The sequence below is a fragment of the Rhodoferax sp. GW821-FHT02C08 genome (genome assembly GCF_059421805.1).
On sequence record NZ_JBWKVR010000010.1, the window covers coordinates 162,452 to 182,100 of the forward strand.

Genomic DNA, 19,649 nt, shown 5'->3' on the forward strand with positions numbered 1-19,649 from the left:
CGCGTTACCGCATGCCCTGCTGCGTCGCCAGCAAAATGCCCTCGCGCACCGCCACCAGCTCGCCCTCCTCCAATGGGCGCCAGGCCTCGTCGGTCAACGCCACGCTGGCAAGCAGCAAGGCGCTGTGCTCTGTTGCGTCGATGGCGACGCCATGCTCGTGCGTGGTGGAAGGTTCGGCCGGTATGCGGTGGCGCTGCAGCATCCACAAACCGGGGGGTTCTGCGGTATCAGCGCCATCATGGATACGCCGGTGGGCATGGGCAAACAGGGCATCGCCGTCCGAGTACATGAAGTTGGCCGTCCCCAGCCTGCGCAGATCGGCCGCAAACTCCGTGAGCAGCGCCATGCGCGCCTCCAGGCTGGGCACGTTGCCAGTGGCCCACAGGTTTTGCATGCGTGCCATGAGCGCGCAAAACGCGTATTCCGAATCTGTCTGGCCCACGGGGTGGTGCCCAGCCAGCGGAAACATGGTGCCACTTTCCAGCTGGCGCAAGGTTCCGTTGTGGGCAAAGCTGTGGGTGCGCCCACCCAGCTCGCGCACAAACGGTTGGGTATTGACGAATGCCACACTGCCCTGGGTGGCGTGGCGGATATGCGAGATACCCAGGTAGGTGCAGGGCCCTTGGGTTTCCAGGTAACGCACCAGTGCGCTATCCCCCGCGGCCAGCGGCTCGCGGAACAGCGCCACATCCACACCTTGGTAGAAGGCCACGCCCCAGCCATCGTGCACGCCGCCCGTGGCGCTGCCGCGCGAGGCCAGCGTCTTCAATGAAAACGTCAGCTGCGCCGGCTCGGAGGTGGACAAGGCCAGTAGTTCGCACATGGCTGCAGACTCGGCGGGCGGCTACCGGACCTGGGCCTGGTTCAGCGCCGCAGCTGCGCGCACCAGCGCCTTGAAGGCCTCTGCGTCGATGGCGTCCCCCTCGTGCAAATCGATGGCCCGCCGGACCTTGCCGTCCAGGCTGGAATTGAACAGACCAGCCGGGTCTGGCAGCGACGCGCCCTTGGGAAAAGTCAGCTTTACTGCGCTCTTGTAGGCCTCGCCAGTGCAGATGATGCCGGCGAGGGACCAGACCGGAACGCTCCACTTCCATTCCTCCACTACGCCAGGGGCGGCCTGCAGGATCAGCGCACGCATCTGCGCGAGCATCTGGCCGCGCCAGCCGTCCAGTGCCGCGATCCGCGCGTCTATCAACTCGGCGGCGGATTCGCCGGGGTTCGCCAGGTTCTTTGCCATGTCCGTCCTCGCATGCCGGCATCTTGCCGATGCCTGACATCGTACCGTCTCGTCCTGGGTGGGCTATTTCAAGCTGGGGTATTCCTGCACCGACGACGGCAGATACGTACCAGCATCGCGCAGATGCGTACCGGGCGCGGCCCTGTTTTTATTTATCGTTGGTGCACTCGCCTGCCTCATTCTCACGACTCACACCATGACCATCGCCATGCAACAACGCAAAGTCGGCAATACCGACGTTCATATCACTACCCTCGGCTTCGGCGGCAATGTGCTGGGCAACCTCTATGCCGCCGTACCCGACGATGTGGCAAAAGACACGGTGCTGGCGGCCCAGCAATCCGGCGTCAACTACTTCGACACCGCGCCTTTGTATGGCCACGGCCTGTCGGAGCGTCGCCTGGGCGACGCGCTGCGGGCGCTGCCGCGTGAATCCATCGTGCTGTCCAGCAAGGTTGGCCGGCTGTTGAAGCCGCATGGCCGCGTGCCGCCGGCCAAGCTCAAGCCGTCCGAGGGCGGCATCTTTGTGGACGAGTTGCCGTTCGCGCCGCAGTTTGACTTCTCCTACAGCGCCACGATGCGCTCGTTCGAGGACTCGCTGCAGCGCCTGGGCATGAACCGCATCGACCTGCTTCTGATCCACGACTGCGACGAGTGGTCGCAGGGCGAGAACTACCGTACCGCGCTGAAGACCGTGGAAACCGGCGCGCTGAAGGCCTTGCAGGAGCTGAAAAGCGCCGGTGTAATCGGTGGATATGGCGCCGGCGTGAACCAGTTCGAAGCCTGCGAAGACCTGATGGACCTGGGCCCATTCGACTGCTTTCTGCTGGCCGGGCGCTACACCCTGCTGGAACAGGGCGCGCTGGATAGCTTCCTGCCACGCTGCGTGAAGGAAGGCGTCTCGGTGATCCTTGGGGCGCCGTTCAACTCCGGCATTCTGGTGACCGGCGCGACTCCCGATGCACGCTACAACTACCTGCCAGCCACCGCCGAGATCAAGTCCAAGGTCGCCAAGATTGAACAAATCTGCGCCGCCCACCAGGTGCCGCTGGCCGCTGCGGCACTGCAGTTCGTGCTGGGCCATCCATCGGTAGCCACGGTGATCCCCGGGGCCAAGTCCCGCGCCGAGGCCGAGCAGAACGCGCGCTGGATGACTTTGCCGATACCAGTCGCGCTATGGGATGAGCTGAAGGCCGCGGGCCTGGTGCGTGCCGATGCACCCACCCGTGCCGTATAAAGAAAAGAGCACACCTCTGCAACAGCCCTTCAGGCCCCTGTCCGTCCGCGATGAAACAAGTCCTGTCTACCCGTAGAAACCTATCGCCCGAGGTCGAGCACGATCTGCTGCGCGATCCGCGTCTGGGCTACGAGGCGGACATTGGCAAGGAGTTTGTGCGCTGCGTCGAGCACGGCAGCCCCACCCCGCTGGAGCGCTGGCACTGCCATGACGAATACGAGCTGCAACTGATCGTGGGCGCACACGGCCAGGCCTTTGTGGGCGATTACGTCGGCTTCTTCGAGCCTGGCCACCTGGTGCTGACCGGTCCGCGCGTGCCACACAACTGGGTTTCGACGGATCTGCCGCCCGATGGCCTGGCGGTGCGCAGCCTGGTGATCCAGTTCCGCGAGGCGCCGCTGCGCGACGGCATGCGCGCCATCAGCGAACTCGAAGAAACCCTGCCCTTGCTGGAACGGGCCCTTCATGGCATTGAATTCTTCGGGCTGAGCGAGGCAGTGCGCGAGCGCTTCTACCGCATCAAGCAAAGCCACGGCCTGGAGCGCTTTGCCGAATTCGCGAGCCTGCTGTGCCTGCTGAACCGCTGCCAGGATTACCGGCTGCTGTCGTCCGACCATGTGACGTTCAACGGCTCGGACGACACGCTCTCGGTGGTCAACAAAGTGATTTCGCATGTAAACGAGCATTACGCCCAGGCGCTGTCGGTAGGTGAAGTCAGCGGCCTGGTTGGCATGAGCGAAAGTGCTTTCTCGCGCTTCTTCAGCAAGGCCACGGGCCTGACCTTCACCAACTTTGTGAACCGCCTGCGCGTCAACCGAGCCTGCCAGTTGCTGATGGAACGCGACAGCTATGTATCCAGCGTGTGCTATGCCGTTGGCTTCAACAACGTGGCCAACTTCAACCGCCGCTTTCTGGAAGTCAAGGGCATGACACCGACCCAATTCCGCAAACAAGTTGCGGGGAGATTCAACACGGACGGCGTATAGCGGCCATCGCTTGATACAGCTGCTAACGTCGCTTCTTGGCCGTCTTGACCACGCGCGGCGCCGTGATTCCCAATGCAGCCCGGGCCAAGGCATCTGCCTCGGCGTTGCGGTGCTGCGGTATCCACAGCAGCTCGGCCTGTTCGAACGACTGGAACAGCGCCCGCGCCGCGTCAAACAAGGCGGCCAGGCGCACGATAGGTTTGGCCTGGGGGCTGCAGATTTGCTCTACCACCACGCTGTTGTCGCAATGGATACGCAGCGCGTGGGCGCCAAAGGCTTGCAGCGCCTGCAGCGCCGCCATCAGCGCGCGCAGCTCGGCTTCGTTGTTGCAGCCATGGGTGTGCGCCGCTTGGGACAGGGTGTGGCGCGTGCCGTCGGGTGCGACCAGCACGGCGCCCAGGCCGATGCGGCCGGGGTTGGGCACGGCGCTGCCATCACAGTAAACAATCCAGGGGTCCATAAGCCGTTTTCAGTAGTGCCGCATTCTGCAGGATGCAACAGCACGGAGCCTGGCCTCAATAAACGTCAATAAGTCTTGTACGGCAGGAACTTGCCCGACAACACCACCTTCACCCGGTCGCCTTTCGGGTCAGGCTCGCGGGTGATGTCCATGCTGAAATCGATGGCGCTCATGATGCCGTCGCCAAACTCTTCGTGGATCAACTCCTTGATCGTGGTGCCGTACACGCTGACGATCTCGTACCAGCGGTAGATCAGCGGGTCGGTAGGCACGGGCGTAGGCAGCGAGCCCTTGTACGGCACCACCTGCAGCCACTTTTGCTCCTCACTGTTCAGGCCGAAGATCTTGCCTATGACTTTGGCCTGCTCGGGCGTACAGGTCATCTGGCCCAGGCAGGCGGCTGTCGTCCATTCCTTGGACTGACCGACCTTCTTCGCCACGGCGGCCCACTGGATGCCTTTGGCGACCTTGACGGTGATGATCTTCTCTGTGATGTCGTTGCGGTTCATGGCGTCCTTTTGAGAATTTGCATCCATTTTGATAGCAACCAGCGCAGATATCTTCTGCGCCAGCAGCGGTTTTCATCTATGGATTTCGCTTGCAAATCCATAGCAAGCAAACTGCAAGCAAAAACAAGACCTACGCAAACCTCACCACGGCTACCGGCGGCAAATCGTTCGACACACACTGCCAGCTCTCCCCCGCGTCCACACTCAGCCACAGGCCGCCGGTGGTGGACGCCATGGTCAGGGTCTGGCCGTCGGCGCTGACGTCCAGGCCGTGGCGGTACACCAGGTGGTAAGCATGTGCGCCTGGCAGGCCCTGGTCAAAGGTTTGAAAGCTCTGGCCACCGTCGTCGGTTCGGGTCACGACCACGCGGCCATCCACTGGTATGCGGCAGTAGTCGCCCTGCGCGGGCACAAACCAGGCGCGTTGCGAATTGCCCGGGTCGCAGGCCACGGCAAAGCCAAAGCCCGAAGGTGCGGGCGCTGCGATGGCCTGCCACTGCTGGCCGCCGTCGGTCGAGCGGTAAATGCCGCCATGGTGCTGCACCCACAGCACATCGGGTGCGCTGGCGCACTGCACCATGCGATGCGGGTCCTGCGTGTTGCCGTCTTCCTGGCTGCCCTCGGGCATATAGGGTGCACGCATCCCGTCGGCCGTCAGGCTCCAGCTGGCGCCGCCGTCACGGCTTTGCCAGACCCCGCCGCAGGAAATGCCCAGGCTTATATGCTGCGCATCGCGCGGGTCCACCAGGATGGAGTGGATGCCAGCCACGTCGTAGCCACCGCCAAACCACGCGCGGCGGCGCGGTTCGTCCCACAGCGGGCGGTTCAGCGCCCAGCTCTGGCCGCCATCGTCCGAACGGAACAAGCCCGCCGGCAGGCAGCCGGCCCAGAGCGTTCCGGGCTGGCTGGCGCCACCCGCAGCCAGGGACCAGATGGTGTCCACGCTCCAGGGCGTGGGGTCGTCCGCGTCAGAGCCAGTGACTGGTTTGGTTGGAAATGCCGGAGCCGCGATCTCGGTCCAATGCGCGCCGTGGTCCAAGCTTTTGCGCAGCTTGACGCCGAAATGCCCCATACGCAGCGCGGCCAGCCAGCTGCCGTCGCGCGGGTCGGCCAGCACCTGGCTGACGGGCTCGCCTGCAAAGTGGTGGTCGCGTATCTGCCAGGTCTTGCCCGTGCCTTGCACGGTAAACAGGCCTTTGCGGGTGCCAACAAGCAAGGTATGCATCACTGGGCTTTCAAAAAAAGGCGCTCATCCGCCGGATAGGGCCTGCACCACCAGCACCTTGTCGCCAGCGGCCACGGGCAGGTCCAGCCGCACGCGGTCATGCACCAGGGTTTGGTTGACGAACACCGCCACATGCTTGCGCACCGTGCGCTGGTCGTCAAACACGTAGTGGCCCAGCGCCGGCGCGGCCTGTAGCGCCGCCTCTAGCACGGCGCGCAGCGGGCCGGCGGCGACCTGCTGGGCCGGCACGTCAATATGCCGGCGCAGGCTGGGAGCGAATTCCACGGTAACCATGGGCCGGATTGTGCGAAGCGCGCCCGTGCTGGTCAACGCGGGGCTTACCCGCAGCGCGATTTTTTTGAAGAAATTGGTATCTTTTTGATAGCTGCCAGCGCAGGTACTACCTGCGCTGGCAGGCTATTCAACATTTATGAATTTCATCAAAATAAATAGCACTATTGCCATAGGCGCTCTATTTCTCAACCACCGTCGGATGGGCTTTCCAACGCGCAAAGCTCAGCTTGACCAGTTCGTCAATCACGCCGGACTTCGTCAGTTGGGCAAGCTTGGCATCGATGGCATCCAGCTTGTCGCTGCAACTGCCTTTTTGCGTGAGCGCAAGATAGTTGGGGGTGTCCACCACATACGGCGACGTTGGGATAAAGCGTTGCTCGTCGCCACGTTTGAGCAGGTAGGCCATACCCACGTAGTAGCCGGTGATGAAGTAGTCGATGCGCCCCAGTTTCAGTTTGTTGAAATTGCTTTCCGGGTTGTCTGCGGGTTCCACATTGAGCTTGGTGCTGAGAAAACTATCAAAATCATCACCAAACATATTGCCACGGGTGATACCGCCTTTGCGGCCGATCAGGTCACCCCGACCTTGGAAGGGAAATGGGTGCTCGCGCGACTGGAACACCGCCACCGGATTGGACAGAGCGGGCGTCTTGGTGAACAGCAGAAACTGCTCGCGCTCGGGTGTTTTTTTAAGCGTGGCAACCATGTCGACCTCGCCGCGCTCAGCGAGCTTGACGAGCCGCGCAAAGGGGCCAACATAGCGCACTTCGTAAGGTATCTTCAACTCGTCCAGGACGCGTTTGGCAATTTCTATGCTGGCACCCTGAAGGTGCTCGCCGTCATACCAATGCATGGGTGGATATGCCGGATCGGCAGTCACGATGAGCTTGCTGCAATGGGCCTCTACGGCAGCGGTATGGAACAGCAAAAAAAGTGCAAACCCACTGCAACGTGAAAACAAGCTGGTCATTTTGACAACCTCGGTTTTTCGATAGCTGCTCGATTGCCAAGCAAGAGAAAGCCCCTTCAATTTGTACCGCCGTAGCTGCGATAGATGCGGTCCAGCGTGCCATTTTTCTTGAGTTTGGCCAGCGCGGCATCCAGCTTTTGAAACACCTCGGGGTCTACCTGCCGCCCTACCCACAGATAACTTTGGGTTCGTCCCATGATGACCGGCAACAGATAAAGTTTGTCCTCCAGATCTTCGGCCTTGATGTAGTAGATGGCCGTCAGTTCATTGATGTAGAAATAGCGAACCCGCTTCCTGACAATATTGTGCAGAGCCACGGAACTGCTGGATTCATCGACCTTGACCTGGTGCTCTCGCAACTTTTGGGCGTAGCTGGCTCCGTTCTGGGTCGCCACCAAGCCTCCAACGCGGGCCAGATCATCAAATCCGAAGATGGCCTGTTCATCGTCACGCAAACCAACCAGGCGTTCACGCACGGTATAGACCGGAGTGGAAACTCGCTGGGCAATCTCGTTACGGGTCGGAGACTCAAGCAAGGCGCACATGATGTCCTGCGTCCCCGCTCGGATCTCTTTCTCAATCCGTTTGATTGGCATGGCGATGGGTGCAATACTGAAACGCAGGTCCTTATCGACCTGCTCGATCGCATGCAAGATATCGGGGCAATGCCCGGTCGCGGTGCCATTCGACACAATGAATTTTGGAGCCGACCCCTCTTGGGCCGCAGCACGCAAAACCCAAGGGGCGCACTCGCCTGCCATGCTGGCAGCCAAGATGGCGAGCGAGAAAAAATGCTTCCGGTATGTATTCATGCAGCCATCCAAGTAGAACTGCGCGCCGTCAAAGGATATTGCAAAAGATACTTTTTCATTGAACGCGGGGACCTGTGTTTTGGCAAGGCAGGATAAACCAGTAGTCCAATTGACCCCCTGGTAGGAGTGCCCGACAATTTGCCGATGCGCCCGAACCAGCCGGCAACAGCCGTTAAAAACACTGTGAAAAACACATGCCCTTGGGGCTGCTGTTGACATGGGTCCGGCGCAGCCGCTCATGGTAGGCAGCAAGCCCACCAGCAGTCTTCGGCGCGATTTGTTCATCGTCCTGATGCTGGCCTTGGTGATTCCGGGTGCGATCGCCATTCTGGTTTTATTGACCCTCAATTGGCAAAAAGCCATCGACGTCGATGCGCGGGCCAAGGCAGAGAAGTTTGCCGATCTTTTACAAGCTGGCCTGGTGTTGCCTCTCTGGAATGTGGCGCTGGATACCGCACATCCCTTGCTGCAGGCCGTAGTGGCTGATCCCTCAGTGAGCTGGGTGGAGGTGCATGACGCCACGGGCGCGATGTTGTTGGAGTTTCATCGTCCGCAGAACCCCAGCAATACCGCCATCAAAGTCAGCAGGCAAATTGACAAGGAGGGTACCCCGCTGGGCGAAATCAGCCTCGCCTATGCCACAGATTCAGCCCAAAGCGAGGCACTCAATTCGTCCTGGTTGCTGGCGGCTGTGGTGGGCTGTCAATTTGTGGCGTCTCTGCTGCTCATCAGCATATGGTTGAACCGGCGGGTTCACCGGCCGTTGAACTTGCTGCGCTCCAGTGCCGCCTCAATTTCGACAGGTGACCTCAGCACGGCCGTGCCCGCGCTGCGCCAAGACGAGTTCGGGGTTTTAAGCCTACAGCTCGACAGCATGCGAATAGCACTCGCGCAATCGGTAGACGCGCTGGAAGAGCGGGTGCTTCTGCGCACCACCGAAGTACGCCTGGCCAATACCCATTTGGAGGAAGCCCTGCAACATTTGAAGCAGGCGCAAGATCGCCTGATCCAGTCCGAGAAGCTGGCCTCCTTGGGTTCACTGGTGGCCGGCGTAGCCCACGAACTGAACACACCCATCGGGAATGGCCTGCTGGTGATGAGCACGATTGTTGGGCAGACCCAGGAGTTTCTCGCAAGCATGGACCAAGGCCTTACCAAAACCCAGCTCAAGCAATACTTGGAGCAGGTAACGCAAGGCGCCGAAATTGCCATCAACAGCCTCAACCGGGCGGCCAGTTTGATCCAGGATTTCAAGCAGATCGCGGTGGACCAGACAAGCCTGCGGCGCAGACGCTTCGACTTGAAGGAAGTGATCCGAGAAACCCTGGCATCCGTATCGGTGGTTCGCAAATACGCGTCGGTACAACTGCAGATTGATGTGCCCGAAGGCATTGAGATGGAAGGCTATCCAGGCGCGGTGGGGCAGATCGTCAGCAACTTGTTTGAAAACGCCGTGCTGCATGCTTTCTCTGAACACCATAAAGGTACGGTGCGCATCAGCGCGGCACAGGCCGACGAGCAGATCATCTTGACCGTATCGGATGATGGTGCGGGTATTGCGCCTGAGAACGTGTCCCGGATTTTTGACCCCTTCTACACCACCCGTATGGGTGCCGGTGGATCTGGCCTGGGGCTGAGTATTGTGTATAGCCTGCTGTCAGGCCTCCTCGGCGGAACCATCGATGTGGAATCCAGCCTGGGGCAAGGTACCGTCTTCATGCTGAGGATACCCAGGGTGGCGGCGCACCGTGACCCCGCCCCTGCTTAGCGGAAAGCAGGCACGCCCCACCCACCAGAAGCCTCAAAAAGCCTTGTACGGCAGGCGCTTGTTCCTGGTTGGAAGGATGAAAAAAGTATCTTTTTTGTAGCACCTACCGCAGAGGATATAAGCGCCAGTGGCCTATTTGACACTTAACTTTTTCCCATAAATCCATAGCACGCAAAGCAGCATGGCGAACCGAGCGACGGCCCAGGCTGCCTCATGACGTCAAAGGTTGGTAGCGTGGTGGTGCACCGGGTGCAGCAAGGTGTCGGCCACCAGATGCATGCCGCGCTCGCAATCGTCCAGGCTGGTCGGCCCGCCCAGGCAGATGCGCACGGCATCCGGCGGATCACCATCGGTGGAGAAAGCGGCGCTGGCGACCACGCCCACGCCCTGGCTGCGCAAATGGGCTGCGAACTCGACCGGGCTCCAGCCCTCTTTCACCGGCAGCCAGAGGTGAAAGGACTGCGGGTGGCCCAGCATGCCGTAGGGCGCCAGGTAGCGCTCGGCAATCACCTGGCGAGCCGTGCACTCAGCGCGTATGGCCTGCAGCATGGCTTCGGCCGTGCCGTCTTCCACCCAGAACGTGGCCAGCGCATTGGTGAAGGGTGACGCCATCACCGTGGTGGCGCGCATGGCACCGGCCAGGCGCTGGGCCTGGCGGTCACCGGGCGCACACACATAGGCGCTGCGCAGGCCGGCGCCAAAGCATTTGGCGAAGCCGGTGACGTAGTAGGTCAGGCCCGGGGCCAGCGCGGCCATGGTCGGCGGCATGTCCAGTGGCAGCATGGCGTAGGCATCGTCTTCGATGATGGGGATGGCATAGCGCAGCGCCACATCGGCCAGGGCTTCGCGGCGCGAGCGGCTGACGGTGGCCGTGGTCGGGTTCAGCAGCGTCGGGTTGCAATACAGGGCCTTGGGGTGCAAAGTTTTGCAGGCGTGCTCGAAGGCCTCGGCACTCGGACCGTCGTCGTCCAACGGCAGCGCGTGCAGCTGTATCCCCAACTGGGCGGCAATCGCCTTCACGCCCGGGTAGGTCAGCGCCTCGACGCACACCAGTTCACCGGGGCGGGCCAGTTGCGAGAACAGCGCCGTCAGCACGCTGTGAATGCCGGGGCAGACCAGCACCTGTTCCACCCGGCAAGCCGGCAGGCGGCGGCGCAACCAGTGCGCGGCCACCGCCCGGTCGTGCGTGCTGCCGCCAAAGTCCTGGTAGCGCAGCAAGGCGTACAGGTCGGCGCTGGCCATCACGCCGGCGGCGGTGTCGTGCATATGCACCAGCAGCGCAGGGTCTTGCGGTTCGGGCGGCAGGTTCATGGTCATCTCGGCCGCGCTGCCGCCGCGCAGCGGCAGGCTGGGGCTGCTGCCCCGGATAAAGGTACCCATGCCGGCGTGTGTGTCGATTAGGCCGCGCTTGCGCGCCTCGCTGTAACCGCGTGCCACGGTGGTGTAGTTCAGGCCCAGGTCTTCGGCCAGCTCGCGCAGCGTGGGCAGGCGGTCGCGGGCCACCAGGCGGCCGGTACGCACATCGTCTGCGATCAAGTCGGCCATCAGCAAATAGGCGGGCTTGTCGCTCTTTTGCAGCTTCTTGATCCAGTGGACAGGGGTTTTTTGCATGGTGTGACTGGTCCGTTCAACTTGATCGCATTCATTGATCGCATGTGCGTGCAATCAATGACGCAAGTTTCACACCCGGCACGGGTACTGATTGCGCATCTTGCAGGTGCACAAAACCACTTTATCGGGTGCATTGATCGCACGGAAATCGCATCAAAGCAGTGCGCTTTTTTACCTACCAATCCCCCTCATACAGGCTTGAAAAAAATATTTCGAACGGCCCGCATGCGCCTGGCTTGGTTGATGGCGACTTGATTGCATGGCATTGCGTTTTCGGTGGCACAGAGCATGCGAAAAGCTGGGGGCGCATCCCTTTCATCCACCCGCTTTTAACGGAGTATTTCCATGCCCAAAGTCACCAAGCCCGCAAACGCCAAAGGCGATTTCCTGGTCGATTACGAAGAAAAGGTCTTTGAAGACGTGAAGGCCGACCCGGGCCAGAAAGCCCTGGTCACCTTCCACACCGTGGCGTTTGAAGGCTCTATCGGCTTCGTCAACCTGCTGCAAGCCACCCGCCTGCTGCGCAAGGGGTTCGAGACCTCGGTACTGCTGTACGGCCCTGGCGTCACGCTGGGCGTGCAGCGCGGCTTCCCCACGCTGGGCGACGAGGCCTTCCCCGGTCACCAAAACTTCAACAACCAGATCACCAAATTCATGGCCGAGGGCGGCAAGGTCTACGCCTGCCGCTTCGCACTACAAGCGCTGTACGGCCATGGCGAAGGCGCACTGATAGAAGGCATACGCCCCATCAACCCGCTGGATGTGCTGGACATTGTGCTGCTGCACAAAAAGGCCAACGCGGTCATTCTGGACACCTGGACGCTGTAAGGACACACGACGATGGCTTCCACACCACGTACCGTCCGTGCCGCAGCGGTGCAAATCGCCCCGGACCTGGAGCGCCCCGAGGGCACGCTGGAGCGTGTGTGCGGGGCCATCGACGAGGCCGCAGCCAAGGGCGTGCAAATCATGGTCTTCCCAGAGACCTTCATGCCCTACTACCCCTATTTCTCGTTCGTGCTGCCGCCGGTATTGCAGGGCGCACCCCACCTCAAGCTGTATGAACAAGCGGTGGTGGTGCCCGGCCCGGTAACGGCCGCCGTGGCTGAGCGGGCGCGGGCCCACGGCATCGTGGTGGTGGTGGGCGTGAACGAGCGCGACCATGGCAGCCTGTACAACACCCAGCTGGTGTTCGATGCCGACGGCAGCCTGGCACTCAAACGCCGCAAGATCACCCCCACCTACCACGAGCGCATGGTCTGGGGCATGGGCGACGGCGCCGGGCTGAAGGTGGTGGACACCGCTGTGGGCCGCGTCGGCGCCCTGGCCTGCTGGGAGCACTACAACCCGCTGGCCCGCTACAGCCTGATGGCGCAGCACGAGGAAATCCACTGCGCGCAGTTTCCCGGCTCGCTGGTCGGGCCGATATTTGCCGAGCAGATGGAAGTCACCATCCGCCACCACGCGCTGGAATCCGGCTGCTTTGTCATCAACGCCACGGGCTGGCTGACGAACGCGCAAATCCAGTCCATCACCCCCGACGCCGGCCTGCAGAAGGCACTGCGCGGCGGCTGCCACACGGCCATCATTTCGCCCGAGGGCAAGCACCTGGCGCAGCCACTGACCGAGGGCGAAGGCATGGTGATCGCCGACCTGGACATGGCCCTGATCACCAAGCGCAAACGCATGATGGATTCAGTGGGCCACTACGCCCGCCCCGAGCTGCTGAGCCTGGCCATCAACGATGCGCCAGCCGAAACCACGCATGCCATGCATGCCATGCATGCCCCGATTTTTACCCCCCGGAGCCCCGACCATGCACACGCCCAACCTGAGCCCATCACCCGCCAGCAAGCAGCTGATGACCGAGCTGCAGTCCTTCGGGTTGCGGCTGGCTGACCCCAGCGCGGAACACGCGGGCGTGGCCAGCCGCAAGGGCGGTGCCGGCCCCTCCGACCACAAGGCGGTGGTGGTGGATGGCCACACCATCATGGTGCCGGTGCATACCTCCAGCGCCTGGAATTCGCCTTTTGTGGCCCAGGTGCCCGATGCACAAGGCCGCAGCGCGCTGACGCGCGGCAGCATTCCCATCGCGCAAATCGCCTTCCCGCCCGCGCCGCGCTTTTACGGGTTGAAAACCGCCGAGGGTGTACCCTACTCGCACATCGCCACACTGCACGGTTCGGACGTGCTGGCCACCACCGTGCTGCAGGAGTGCATACGCTACGCCAGCCGCAAGAAGACCTGCCAGTTCTGCGCCATAGGCCAGTCGCTGGCGGCGGGCCGCACCATTGCCCACAAGACCCCGGCCCAGCTGGCCGAAGTGGCCGCTGCTGCCGTGCGGCTGGACGGCGTAAAACACATGGTGATGACCACCGGCACGCCCAATGCCACCGACCGTGGTGCCCAGGTGCTGTGCGACAGCGCCGTGGCCATCAAGGCCGCAGTCAACTTGCCTCTGCAGGCCCAGTGCGAGCCGCCGGACGATGACCGCTGGTTCCAGCGCATGCAGGACGCGGGCATAGACACGCTGGGCATGCACCTGGAGGTGGTCACGCCCGCGCTGCGCGAAAAGATCATGCCCGGCAAGGCCCAGGTGCCCATCAGCCGCTACATGCAGGCCTTCGAAGCAGCGGTGCGCGCGTTCGGCCGGGGCCAGGTCAGCACCTACATCCTGGCCGGCCTGGGCGATAGCCAAGAGGCCATTCTCGACATCTCGGCGCAGTTGCTGGCGCTGGGCGTGTACCCCTTCGTCGTACCTTTTGTACCCATCAGCGGCACGCCGCTGGAAGACCACCCCGCGCCATCGGCCGAGTTCATGCAGGGCCTGCTCAAGCCGCTGGGCGCCATGGTGGCGCAGGCCGGGCTGCGCTCGACCGACATCAAGGCCGGCTGCGGCAAGTGCGGCGCCTGCTCATCCCTGTCCGTTTTTGAGTCCGCCTGAAAGGCCACGCCATGCTGACCACCGAGCGCCTGTGCGACCTGCCGCAAGACTACCGTCCCCGCGCCTTCCGCGTGAAGTGGGCCGACAGCGCCTGGGAGATCACCCAGGCCCGGCGTGTGCGGCGCGACGTGTTCTGTACCGAGCAAGCCGTGTTTGTGGACGACGACACCGATGCCATAGACACCCAGGCGCAAACCCTGGTGGCGGTGTCGCAGCTGGGCGGCATGCCCGACCAGGTGGTGGGCACAGTGCGCATCCACAGCAGCGAGCCTGGCCTGTGGTGGGGCTCGCGGCTGGCGGTGGACGCGGCTTTTCGCCGCCACGGAAACCTGGGCGCAGCGCTGATACGCCTGGCCGTCAGCAGCGCGCATGCACGCGGCTGCCGCATCTTCCTGGCCCATGTGCAAAGCCAGAACACCCCGCTGTTCAAACGCCTGCATTGGCAGGTACTGCAGCAGGAAACCCTGCACGGCCGGCCGCACGACCTGATGCAGGCCGACCTGGCCCACTACCCACCCTGCTACGACCCGCTATGGGGCTATGCCGTACCCAGCCGGAGTGCGGCATGACGCTGGACGAATTGGCCGCAGCACTGCGCGGTGGGCGCGGCTTTACCCACAAGCGCGACATCGGCGACGCCATGGCCCTGCTGCGCCAGGGCCTGCCAGCCCACACCGCCGTGGCCCTGGGCGACGACTGTGCGGCCATTCCTGACGGCGATGGTTACTTGCTGTTCGCCATCGAAGGCTTTGTAGAAGACTTTGTGCAGGCCATGCCCTGGTTTGCCGGCTACTGCGGCGTGATGGTGAACGTGAGCGACATCTACGCCATGGGCGGGCGCCCCATCGCAGTGGTCGATGCTATCTGGAGCCAGGGCCAGGAGAACAGCGCGCAGGTGCTGACCGGCATGGCCGAGGCATCGCGGCGCTACGGCGTGCCCATCGTCGGCGGCCACACCAACCACCGCAGCGACAAAGGCCAGTTGGCCGTGGCCATACTGGGCCGGGCGCGCAAGCTGTTGACCAGCTTCGATGCGCAGCCCGGCCAGCGCCTGCTGATGGCCGTGGACCTGCGCGGCGCCTACCAGGAGCCGCACCCCTACTGGAATGCATCCACTGGCGCCCCCGCCGAGCGCCTGCGCGCCGACCTGGAGCTGCTGCCCCTGCTGGCCGAAAACGGCCTGTGCGCCGCCGCCAAAGACATCAGCATGGCCGGCGCCATAGGTACGGCGCTGATGCTGCTGGAATGCTCAGGCGTGGGCGCGCATATCGACGTAGACGCCATTCCCCGCCCTGAAGGCGTGCCGCTGCTGCGCTGGCTGCAGTCCTTCCCCAGCTACGGCTTTGTGTTGAGCGTGGCGCCCGAACAGGCCGACGCGGTATGCGCACGCTTCCACGCCCGGGGCATTGCCTGTGCTGACGTGGGTAGCGTGCAGGCCGCGCCCGAGGTCTGGCTGCACCAGGGCGAAGAGCGCAGCCTGCTATGGAACGTGGCGCAGCAAAACTTCATCCTGCCGCCGCAGGAGCTGGCCCATGCGTGACATCGGCTCGCCACCGCCGCTGAAGATTGCGCTGCTGACGCATTCCGTGCTGCCGCGCGGCGGCGTGGTACACACCCTGGAGCTGGCGCATGCGCTGCACCGGGCCGGCCACGCGGTGACGGTGTTCGCGCCCGCCCTGCCCGGCCAAACCATGTTCCGCCCGCTGCCGTGCCGGCTGCAGCTGGTGCCAGTGGCACCCGCCCCCGGTGGCATGGTGGATATGGTCGCTTCGCGCATTGAAGCCTTCAAGACACACCTCGCGCCATTGCTGCAAGCAGAACAGTTCGACATCTTCCACGCCCAGGACCCGCTGGGCGCGAATGGGCTGGCCGACCTGCAGACGCAGGGCCTGGTGGGCGGATTTGTTCGCACCGTGCACCACCTGGACCAATTTGACGACGCCCGGCTGGCCGTCTGGCAGCAACGCGGATTTCTGGCTGCGCAGCAGGTACTGTGCGTCAGCCAGCTGTGGTGCGACGTACTGCGTCGCGAGCATGGCGTGGACGCCGCCCTGGTACATAACGGCGTGGACTGCAACCGGTACGCACCTCTTACGGATGCTACCGATGGCGCGCTAGCCGCCCGCTGGGGCCTGCGTGGCGGCACGGTTGCGCCGCTGCTGCTGGCCGTGGGCGGCATAGAGGAACGCAAGAACACGCTGCGCATACTGCAGGCCTTTGTGCTGCTGCGCGCCCAGCACCCGCAGGCCCAACTGGTGCTAGCGGGCGGCTCCAGCCTGCTGGACCACAGCGGCTATGCACGCGAGTTCCATGCCCTGGCCGCAAGCCACGGACTGCAGGCCGGGCCGGGCCGCGACCTGGTGCTGACCGGTGCGCTGCCCGATGCCGACATGCCCGCGCTATTCCGCCGCGCCGATGCGCTGGTGATGCCATCGCTGCGCGAAGGCTTTGGCCTGGTGGTGCTGGAAGCACTGGCCAGCGGCACGTCGGTGGTGGTGTCGCGCCAGGCGCCATTCACCGAATACCTGGGTGACGCCGACTGCTGCTGGGCCGACCCCATGTCCGCCGCGTCCATAGCCCAGGCCATGCAGGCCGCGCTGGCACCGCATTGGAAGCCGTCTCTGGCACGCACCCCGGCGGTATGCCTGCGCTTTGGCTGGGCCGCCAGCGCGGCGCGCCATGCCGACCTGTACCGCGCCCACCTGGCCCTGGCCCGCCATGCCACGGCGGCCGCATTTTCTGTTTAACCCCGACCTGGAGCCCTACCCCCATGCCCGCCATGCATTTCGATATCCGCTGGCCTGACGCCACGCAAAGCCACTGCTATTCACCGTCGCTGGTCATCAAGGACTACTTCCAGCCCGGCACGCGCTACCCGCTGCCGCAGTTCATGGCACAGGTGCGCGAGGCGCTGAACATTGCCTCCGAGCGGGTACGCGCCAAGTTTGGCTTCAGCTGCTCCTCCGCCATGGACCAACTGGCCCAGCTGGAGCAAACCGCAGCCCGCTTTGAAGCCACGCCAGACGCAGAGGTCGAAGTGCTGGCCTTCCACGAATAACCCCCAATCCAAAGGAAATTCCATGTCCCAAACACCCCACCACAGCGTCGTCATCGTCGGCGGCGGCCAGGCCGGTCTGTCGCTCAGCTACTACCTGCAGCAGCGCAGCATCGACCACCTGGTGATCGAGAAGCAGACCCCCATGCACGCCTGGCGCAACCAGCGCTGGGACGCCTTCAGCCTGGTCACGCCCAACTGGCAATGCGCCCTGCCCGGCTGGCCCTATGCCGGCCCGGACCCGCATGGCTTCATGAAGAAGCAGGAAATCCTGGCCTATCTGGAGGGCTTCAAAAAACACGTCAACGCGCCGCTGCGCGAAGGCGTGGCAGTGCAGCGCGTCAGCCGACGCGGCTCGCAGGGCTTTGAGGTACAAACTTCGGCCGGCGGCTACACCGCCGACCAGCTGGTGGTGGCCTCAGGCGGCTACCACCAGCCCATCATCCCGCGCATGGCCGAGCGCCTGCCGGCCGACATACTGCAGCTGCACTCCGAGCAGTACCGCAACCCGCAAGCCCTGCCGGACGGTGCGGTACTGGTGGTGGGCTGCGGCCAGTCGGGTGCGCAGATTGCCGAAGACCTGCACTTGGCAGGCCGCAAAGTCGTGCTGGCCACCGGCAACGCCCCGCGCTGCGCGCGCTTCTACCGGGGCAAGGACGTGGTGGACTGGCTGGCCGACATGGGCTACTACGACATGCCGGTACACGAGCACCCGCTGCGCGAGGGCGTGCGCGACAACACTAACCACTACGTCACCGGCCGCGACGGCGGGCGCGACATCGACCTGCGCAAATTCGCCGCCGAGGGCATGGAGCTGTATGGCCTGCTGACCGGACTGGACGGTGAGGCCCTGCAATTCGAGTCCAACCTGGCCGAGAACCTGGACCACGCCGACCGCATCTACAACGGCATCAACGCCAGTATCGACAAATTCATCGCCAAAGCCGGCATTGATGCGCCGCCCGGCGAGGCCTACACCGCCCCCTGGCACCCCAGCGAAGAGCGCCCGGCGCTGAACCTGCGCGAGGCAGGCATAGCGTCGGTCATCTGGTGCATAGGCTTCCAGCCGGACTTTGGCTGGCTGGACCTGCCGGTGTTCAACGGCCGTGGCCAGCCCAGCCATGTGCGCGGCGTCACGGCCCAGGCTGGGCTGTACTTTCTGGGCCTGCCCTGGCTGCACACCTGGGGCTCGGGCCGCTTTTCAGGTGTGGCGCGCGATGCGCTGTACCTGGCGGAGCAGATTGAAGCACGCACAGCCGAACCGCACCACGCACCCGAAATGGCCGAACTACTCTCATGACCATCCATGCATCTACAGCACCGCAGGTCGGGCGCTATACCGCCGGCATGCCGCAGCTCAACGTCAACGGACTGTCGGAAAACTGGCTGCTCAAAGAATGCGGCGACCGCCATTGGCAGGGCATCGCCCAAGCCCAGGGCCTGCCGCGGCCGGAGTTCCGCAATACGCAGGGCCACAAGGTCTACGCCGCCTTTACCCTGGTGCGTATCACCGGTGGAAAGTTGGAGCAGATCGGTGAGAACGATGTATTCACCATTGCCAGCCAATGCCTGGCCGTGGGCCGAGCCCAGCATTACAGCCGCCATGTGCTGCATGCGCAGGGCCAAACTGCAGCACGGGTGGAAATGCTGTCTGTGTTTGTGCGCCGCGCCCAATCGGGCAGCAACCGCAGCGTGGTGCGCGCCGCCATGGCCGATACCGGCAGATACGCGTCAGACCCCGAACTATGGGCCGCCGCCGAAGCCTTCGTGCAGCGGGGCCATGCGCACCGGGCCATGGAACCCACGCTTGCAAATGAGCCCGCCTACACGCTGAACTTCACCCCCTGCCCCAACAACGATTTCAACGGAGCCGACCTGCTGTACTTCAGCACCTTCCAGGCCATGGTGGACCGCGCCGAGTGGGCCTGGATGCTGCACACCCAGCCACCGGGCCGGCCGGCAGCGCTGCGCGAACGTGAACTGGTGTTCCACGGCAACCTGGACCTGGGCGACAGCGTACGCATCCAGCTGCAGCCACGGGGGAAGGAAGAGGGTGGGCTATGCCATCAAAGTACGGTACTGCGACAGTCTGATGGTGCTTGCATTGCCCGGGTTGTCACCCGCAAGCTGGCGCCGGTGTACGCCGATGAAATGCAGTCGGCTTTGCGCACCTGAACCCTCACGCCGCCGCCTAGGGAAGCACGCAATTCACGGGCAAGACCTGCAAGCACAGATTGTTCATCACCGCCAAATAATTAGAAAGAAAATATGCCTCCAGCGCAGATTAAACCTGCGCTGGCAGCTATCAATTTAGGCATACTTTAAAAATTCAAAAACCTATCGCATGGATCCCTTTTTACGCACCCCGGCCAAAAGAAATGCCACGCCAAGGTAATTTGCAAAGTCCCAGCCTTACCGGCAGAGGGTGGGAAATCGTCGATTAATTCCGCTCGATCGTCTTAGTAATGGCCGCTCGTCGAAATGCGTGTTCCTGAGCGTGAAGTAGTACCAAGAAGGGTTATTGATGCCATGAAAAATAGT

General features: G+C 63.2%; 21 protein-coding genes. 12 read left to right on the top strand and 9 right to left on the bottom strand.

Annotated features, from left to right (window positions below; all coding sequences use genetic code 11):
* Positions 1 to 4: 4 nt before the first annotated feature.
* Together AC07VY_RS14420 and AC07VY_RS14425 are read right to left on the bottom strand one after the other, a co-directional pair.
* On the bottom strand, positions 5 to 823 hold the full coding sequence (locus AC07VY_RS14420) for a class II glutamine amidotransferase (protein WP_495098108.1): 819 nt from the start codon (positions 821 to 823) through the stop codon (positions 5 to 7).
* Positions 824 to 844: 21 nt separating this feature from the next.
* A complete protein-coding gene (locus AC07VY_RS14425) occupies positions 845 to 1,237 on the bottom strand; it encodes a DUF1801 domain-containing protein (protein WP_495098107.1) in 393 nt (130 codons plus the stop codon).
* Positions 1,238 to 1,433: 196 nt separating this feature from the next.
* Here AC07VY_RS14425 and AC07VY_RS14430 point away from each other — a divergent pair, with 196 nt between their 5' ends.
* A complete protein-coding gene (locus AC07VY_RS14430; RefSeq protein ID WP_495074397.1) occupies positions 1,434 to 2,474 on the top strand; it encodes an aldo/keto reductase in 1,041 nt (346 codons plus the stop codon).
* Between the two features lie 50 nt (positions 2,475 to 2,524).
* Positions 2,525 to 3,460: an AraC family transcriptional regulator gene (locus tag AC07VY_RS14435; RefSeq protein ID WP_495098106.1), complete on the top strand. Its 936-nt coding sequence runs from the start codon at positions 2,525 to 2,527 to the stop codon at positions 3,458 to 3,460.
* Between the two features lie 22 nt (positions 3,461 to 3,482).
* Here AC07VY_RS14435 and AC07VY_RS14440 read toward each other — a convergent pair whose 3' ends face one another.
* From AC07VY_RS14440 to AC07VY_RS14465, 6 genes are all read right to left on the bottom strand, one after another.
* Positions 3,483 to 3,920, bottom strand: coding sequence for a ribonuclease HI family protein (locus AC07VY_RS14440; RefSeq protein WP_495098105.1), 438 nt, complete (start codon positions 3,918 to 3,920; stop codon positions 3,483 to 3,485).
* Positions 3,921 to 3,985: 65 nt separating this feature from the next.
* A complete protein-coding gene (gene cynS, locus AC07VY_RS14445) occupies positions 3,986 to 4,429 on the bottom strand; it encodes a cyanase (protein ID WP_495074718.1) in 444 nt (147 codons plus the stop codon).
* A gap of 130 nt (positions 4,430 to 4,559) precedes the next feature.
* Positions 4,560 to 5,657 carry a sialidase family protein gene (locus AC07VY_RS14450; protein WP_495098104.1) on the bottom strand — a complete coding sequence of 366 codons (1,098 nt, stop codon included), beginning with the start codon at positions 5,655 to 5,657 and terminating at the stop codon, positions 4,560 to 4,562.
* A 21-nt stretch (positions 5,658 to 5,678) separates the two neighbouring features.
* A complete protein-coding gene (locus tag AC07VY_RS14455; protein ID WP_495074401.1) occupies positions 5,679 to 5,948 on the bottom strand; it encodes a MoaD/ThiS family protein in 270 nt (89 codons plus the stop codon).
* Between the two features lie 178 nt (positions 5,949 to 6,126).
* On the bottom strand, positions 6,127 to 6,876 hold the full coding sequence (locus AC07VY_RS14460) for a substrate-binding periplasmic protein (RefSeq protein WP_495111310.1): 750 nt from the start codon (positions 6,874 to 6,876) through the stop codon (positions 6,127 to 6,129).
* 98 nt (positions 6,877 to 6,974) lie between these two features.
* On the bottom strand, positions 6,975 to 8,015 hold the full coding sequence (locus tag AC07VY_RS14465) for a substrate-binding periplasmic protein (RefSeq protein ID WP_495098102.1): 1,041 nt from the start codon (positions 8,013 to 8,015) through the stop codon (positions 6,975 to 6,977).
* On the opposite strand from AC07VY_RS14465, the gene AC07VY_RS14470 reads away from it, so the two are divergent.
* Positions 8,008 to 9,498: a sensor histidine kinase gene (locus AC07VY_RS14470; RefSeq protein ID WP_495098101.1), complete on the top strand. Its 1,491-nt coding sequence runs from the start codon at positions 8,008 to 8,010 to the stop codon at positions 9,496 to 9,498. The two genes, AC07VY_RS14465 and AC07VY_RS14470, sit on opposite strands and share 8 nt — an antisense overlap.
* A 219-nt stretch (positions 9,499 to 9,717) precedes the next feature.
* On the opposite strand, the gene AC07VY_RS14475 is transcribed toward AC07VY_RS14470, so the two are convergent.
* Positions 9,718 to 11,109, bottom strand: coding sequence for an aminotransferase-like domain-containing protein (locus AC07VY_RS14475; RefSeq protein ID WP_495098100.1), 1,392 nt, complete (start codon positions 11,107 to 11,109; stop codon positions 9,718 to 9,720).
* A 345-nt stretch (positions 11,110 to 11,454) separates the two neighbouring features.
* On the opposite strand from AC07VY_RS14475, the gene AC07VY_RS14480 reads away from it, so the two are divergent.
* Genes AC07VY_RS14480 through AC07VY_RS14520 form a run of 9 tightly spaced genes read left to right on the top strand, consistent with a single transcriptional unit; the run spans position 11,455 to position 19,283 of the window.
* Positions 11,455 to 11,937, top strand: coding sequence for an MSMEG_0572/Sll0783 family nitrogen starvation response protein (locus AC07VY_RS14480; RefSeq protein WP_490589998.1), 483 nt, complete (start codon positions 11,455 to 11,457; stop codon positions 11,935 to 11,937).
* Between the two features lie 12 nt (positions 11,938 to 11,949).
* Positions 11,950 to 13,008 (top strand): Nit6803 family nitrilase, encoded by a 1,059-nt coding sequence (locus tag AC07VY_RS14485; protein WP_495098099.1) that lies wholly within the window; start codon positions 11,950 to 11,952, stop codon positions 13,006 to 13,008.
* Positions 12,971 to 14,053 (top strand): MSMEG_0568 family radical SAM protein, encoded by a 1,083-nt coding sequence (locus tag AC07VY_RS14490; RefSeq protein ID WP_495098199.1) that lies wholly within the window; start codon positions 12,971 to 12,973, stop codon positions 14,051 to 14,053. The genes AC07VY_RS14485 and AC07VY_RS14490 overlap by 38 nt, the downstream gene beginning before the upstream one ends.
* Before the next feature lie 11 nt (positions 14,054 to 14,064).
* Positions 14,065 to 14,622: an MSMEG_0567/Sll0786 family nitrogen starvation N-acetyltransferase gene (locus tag AC07VY_RS14495; RefSeq protein WP_495098098.1), complete on the top strand. Its 558-nt coding sequence runs from the start codon at positions 14,065 to 14,067 to the stop codon at positions 14,620 to 14,622.
* Positions 14,619 to 15,593: a sll0787 family AIR synthase-like protein gene (locus tag AC07VY_RS14500; protein WP_495098097.1), complete on the top strand. Its 975-nt coding sequence runs from the start codon at positions 14,619 to 14,621 to the stop codon at positions 15,591 to 15,593. The genes AC07VY_RS14495 and AC07VY_RS14500 overlap by 4 nt, the downstream gene beginning before the upstream one ends.
* On the top strand, positions 15,586 to 16,800 hold the full coding sequence (locus tag AC07VY_RS14505) for an MSMEG_0565 family glycosyltransferase (protein ID WP_495098096.1): 1,215 nt from the start codon (positions 15,586 to 15,588) through the stop codon (positions 16,798 to 16,800). Before AC07VY_RS14500 ends, AC07VY_RS14505 begins: the two co-directional genes overlap by 8 nt.
* A gap of 23 nt (positions 16,801 to 16,823) precedes the next feature.
* Complete coding sequence (locus AC07VY_RS14510) at positions 16,824 to 17,111, top strand: MSMEG_0570 family nitrogen starvation response protein (RefSeq protein WP_495098095.1); 288 nt, start codon at positions 16,824 to 16,826, stop codon at positions 17,109 to 17,111.
* Positions 17,112 to 17,133: 22 nt separating this feature from the next.
* Positions 17,134 to 18,408, top strand: coding sequence for an MSMEG_0569 family flavin-dependent oxidoreductase (locus tag AC07VY_RS14515; protein ID WP_495098094.1), 1,275 nt, complete (start codon positions 17,134 to 17,136; stop codon positions 18,406 to 18,408).
* Positions 18,405 to 19,283 (top strand): Pnap_2097 family protein, encoded by an 879-nt coding sequence (locus AC07VY_RS14520; protein ID WP_495098093.1) that lies wholly within the window; start codon positions 18,405 to 18,407, stop codon positions 19,281 to 19,283. The genes AC07VY_RS14515 and AC07VY_RS14520 overlap by 4 nt, the downstream gene beginning before the upstream one ends.
* Positions 19,284 to 19,649 lie beyond the last annotated feature (366 nt).